Annotated in this window: 5 protein-coding genes; 2 read left to right on the forward strand and 3 right to left on the reverse strand. The window is 37.6% G+C overall.

Translation table 11 applies throughout. The features are described from left to right. Together AC6F75_RS14080 and AC6F75_RS14085 are read left to right on the forward strand one after the other, a co-directional pair. Positions 1-99: single-stranded DNA-binding protein (locus AC6F75_RS14080; protein WP_500713158.1), on the forward strand; the 99-nt coding region annotated here is incomplete at its 5' end. Positions 100-248: 149 nt separating this feature from the next. Then, positions 249-479, forward strand: coding sequence for a type II toxin-antitoxin system ParD family antitoxin (locus AC6F75_RS14085; RefSeq protein ID WP_500715722.1), 231 nt, complete (start codon positions 249-251; stop codon positions 477-479). Between the two features lie 179 nt (positions 480-658). Here the strand turns inward: AC6F75_RS14085 and AC6F75_RS14090 are convergent, their stop codons facing one another. The 3 genes from AC6F75_RS14090 to AC6F75_RS14100 form a co-directional block, all read right to left on the reverse strand. Further along, positions 659-1,984 (reverse strand): amidohydrolase family protein, encoded by a 1,326-nt coding sequence (locus AC6F75_RS14090; protein ID WP_500715723.1) that lies wholly within the window; start codon positions 1,982-1,984, stop codon positions 659-661. 279 nt (positions 1,985-2,263) lie between these two features. Further along, entirely contained in the window at positions 2,264-2,980 is a 717-nt protein-coding gene (locus AC6F75_RS14095; RefSeq protein ID WP_500715724.1) for a methyltransferase, read from the reverse strand. A gap of 42 nt (positions 2,981-3,022) precedes the next feature. Continuing rightward, positions 3,023-3,244, reverse strand: a 222-nt coding sequence (locus AC6F75_RS14100; protein WP_500715725.1) for a ribosome maturation factor RimM, incomplete at its 5' end; no start/stop codon positions are given.

Consider the following 3,244-nt stretch of genomic DNA (forward strand, 5'->3'; position numbering starts at 1 on the left):
GAAGGCAAACTCACCACCCGCAGTTGGGAAGATAAAGAAGGCAACAAACGCTTTATCACTGAAGTGGTATGCAACGAGTTGTTGTTAATGGGAAAATAAATAAAATTCCATTTTTCAAGTACTAAATTCCAAACAGGTTTCGGCTTCGTTTGGAATTTGGCTTTTATGAAACCAAATAACAGTTATGTCTATATTTGCTATATATAGACACTTTTTATACATTTGATAATTAAAAGAACATTTAAGTTATGAATATTAGTTTCACAAAAAAACAACAAGAATACATCACTGAACAAGTTTCTTCCGGTGATTATCAAAACAACAGTGAGGTCATCAGGGATGCACTGCGCTTACACAGTATCTATAGGGAAAAAGTCATTCAAGATTTAAGAAAAGAAATCGAAAAAGGCTGGAATGCTCCAGACAGCTCTAAAACAATGGAAGATATCATTCTCTTAAAAAAAGAAAGAAGTTTATAAGACAATTAAAGCTTCTGGTAAAACTCCTTCAGCAACTCCTTAAACTCATCTGCATAATGATGACGACTGATTTCAAGAATAAGTTCTTGCTCTTCTAAGAGTTTCTCAGCTAACTCATGGAGCAAGGCATAAAAACAAGCATCTCAAAATTATTCACTCCTAAATTCAGCTATATTCTATCAATCCGTAATTTGTGCGCCTTCTTTAATAACCAAATAAACACTCCAAATATTTTGAATATCTGTTAATGGATTTTTATCCAGAACCAATAAATCTGCCTTTTTACCAACTTCAATTGAGCCAAATTGACTGGCCAATCCTAGCACTTCAGCATTGGTGAGCGTAGCTGATTTGATAGCCTCTAAAGGTGAAAGTCCCAGCTCATTCAAAAAAATAATTTCATCTTGTATCCATTTCATTTGTGTGAATTGATCTGTACCTGCAGCAATTTTTACTCCCTCTTCAATGGCTTTTTTTGTGATTCTTTCATTCCAGTCAAGGATTGCTTTTCTATCTACCATCTGAGATGCTGCTGCCAAATTAGGGAGCTTGGGAGCCTCCTCTTTGATTTGCCGGTTTTCAGGGTTTTTCCAGGCAGAAATGGTGGGTTCAAATATGATGTTTTTCATCTTCATATTTTTAAAAAGTTCTTGGAATCTCTCATTGTTCTCATCAACTTGGCTAATATCCTTTTGTGGAAGCCAATTTCTGACGGCATCATTGAATTCATCCGGGATATCATCATACACCTCAAAAACAAGGGAAAGAGCATGGCTTATACCATTAGGTTTGGCTTTAACAAAGTCTGAAGGTTTTGACGGAAAAATAGTTCCGTGGCCCCATACCTGCAAGCCCTTAGCCTGAGCGACTTCTGTTATTGCTTCCAATTGTTCCGGTTTGAGCGAGGAATACAGTTTTATTCCACTTACTCCTTCAGAAATGGCTTCATCTATAATATGTTCCAAATTTGTTTCATCATCTATCAACCTCATCCAAGGAGATGTGCCGGGCTCATGAGGGCCGGCGGCAAATTTCACCCGTGGGTCAATCATAAACTGCGGACCAAAAAATGTGGCTGCAAAGTAAATATCCGGTATATGCAAAGCCCCTGAACGGGCTTTTTCTTTTAGGTTTATATATACCATCGCATTTCCCCCCACATCTCGAACTGATGTAATTCCTGATTTCAGCATTGCCTGTAAGTCGACTTCCCGGTTTTGATTGGCTGAAAGGTGGGTGTGCCCATCTATCAATCCCGGAAGGATAAATTTTCCATCCAAATTTATTTGCCTAACATCATTCGACAGATTTTTAGAGCCGGTTGGGAAAATATCAACAATGGTTCCATTCACGATTAAGATTGTTTGTGCTTCAAGTGGACTGTCCTTTCCAAATTCAATGACGTTTGCATTTGTCAGTGCCAAGTCTTTACTATTATTTTGGGAAATTGCTTCTCCCAAAAATTGGATTAATAGTACAAGTGTTAAAAACAAGTTTCTTTTCATAATCAGATTCATTTTATACAACTCCAAAAGCCCTTAAAATCTTTTCTGTATACTTTCATATCCTTTAGGCTCATTGAAACATTCAATATGTAGCTGATATCCTCCAACTAGGGAAAAAGAACTGAAATAGGATATTGAAAAAGAAAAAAACTTTCATAACTGTATGGTTTTGAGATATAAATATAGAAAAATCTTTCCATAAAGTAGATCCCTGTATTGAAGGTTGATTATAAAATAATGCAATTAAGAATCAAAAAGTCGTTTGTAGTGGGGTGAGATTTAAAGCTTCAAATAAAACTCCTTCACCAACCCCTTAAATTCATCAGTATAGTGATGACGGCTGATTTCAAGAATAAGTTCTTGCTCTTCAATAGGCTTTTCATTGAATGAAAACTGCACCAAACTGCGTTTTATGGGAGCGTTTTCTGTGCCTCGCACCCGGGTGACGCGGTTTATAAAAAATGATTTCGCTTTCGCAAAATCGATAAAATGCTCTTCTTCCGCAAATGGGATCACTACTGCCAACTCGCCATTTTCAGAAAGCAATTGTGAGGCATAATGAATCAAATCTTCAAACGGCAGACTATCATAAAAACGGGCTTTTTTTCTTTTTCCGGGAAGATTAATCTCCCTTTCGTTAGGCACAAAAAATGGCGGATTGGAAACAATTAAATCATATTTTTCGTCTTCGGGTTCTTCAGCAAATTCATCCAGCGAAGCATGAAAGCAAAACAGCCGGTCTGTCCAGGGGGAGTTTTCAAAATTCTCCACGCATTGCTCATAGGCATCCTCGTCAATTTCTATGGCATCGATTTGTCCGGCATCACTACGTTGAGCCAGCATCAATGCAATCAAACCGGTTCCTGCTCCAATATCCAAAATAGTTTGCGGGTTATTTTCCAAAGAAACCCAACTGCCCAACAACACCCCATCCGTACCCACTTTCATCGCACAGCGGTCTTGTTCAACAGTGAATTGTTTGAATTTAAAACTCATTGAAGTTTGAAATTTGGCGCTTGAAACTTTGAACTTTGAACTTTAAATATACAAATCAATCAACCCTTCCGGAGTATCTAACAGTAGAATTTTGTTTTTCTTATCCACTTTTTTGATAAAGTCATCATTTAAAGGAATAAGGATTTGCTTGCCGTCCCGTTCAATTTCAAAAAGTGCCTGAGCGGCGCTGTCGTTGACCCCTTTTACAATGCCTATTTTTCCAAAGGTGACATCTTCGGCAGTAAAGCCTATGATTTCGTGGTA

It is taken from the genome of Planktosalinus sp., from assembly GCF_059864935.1.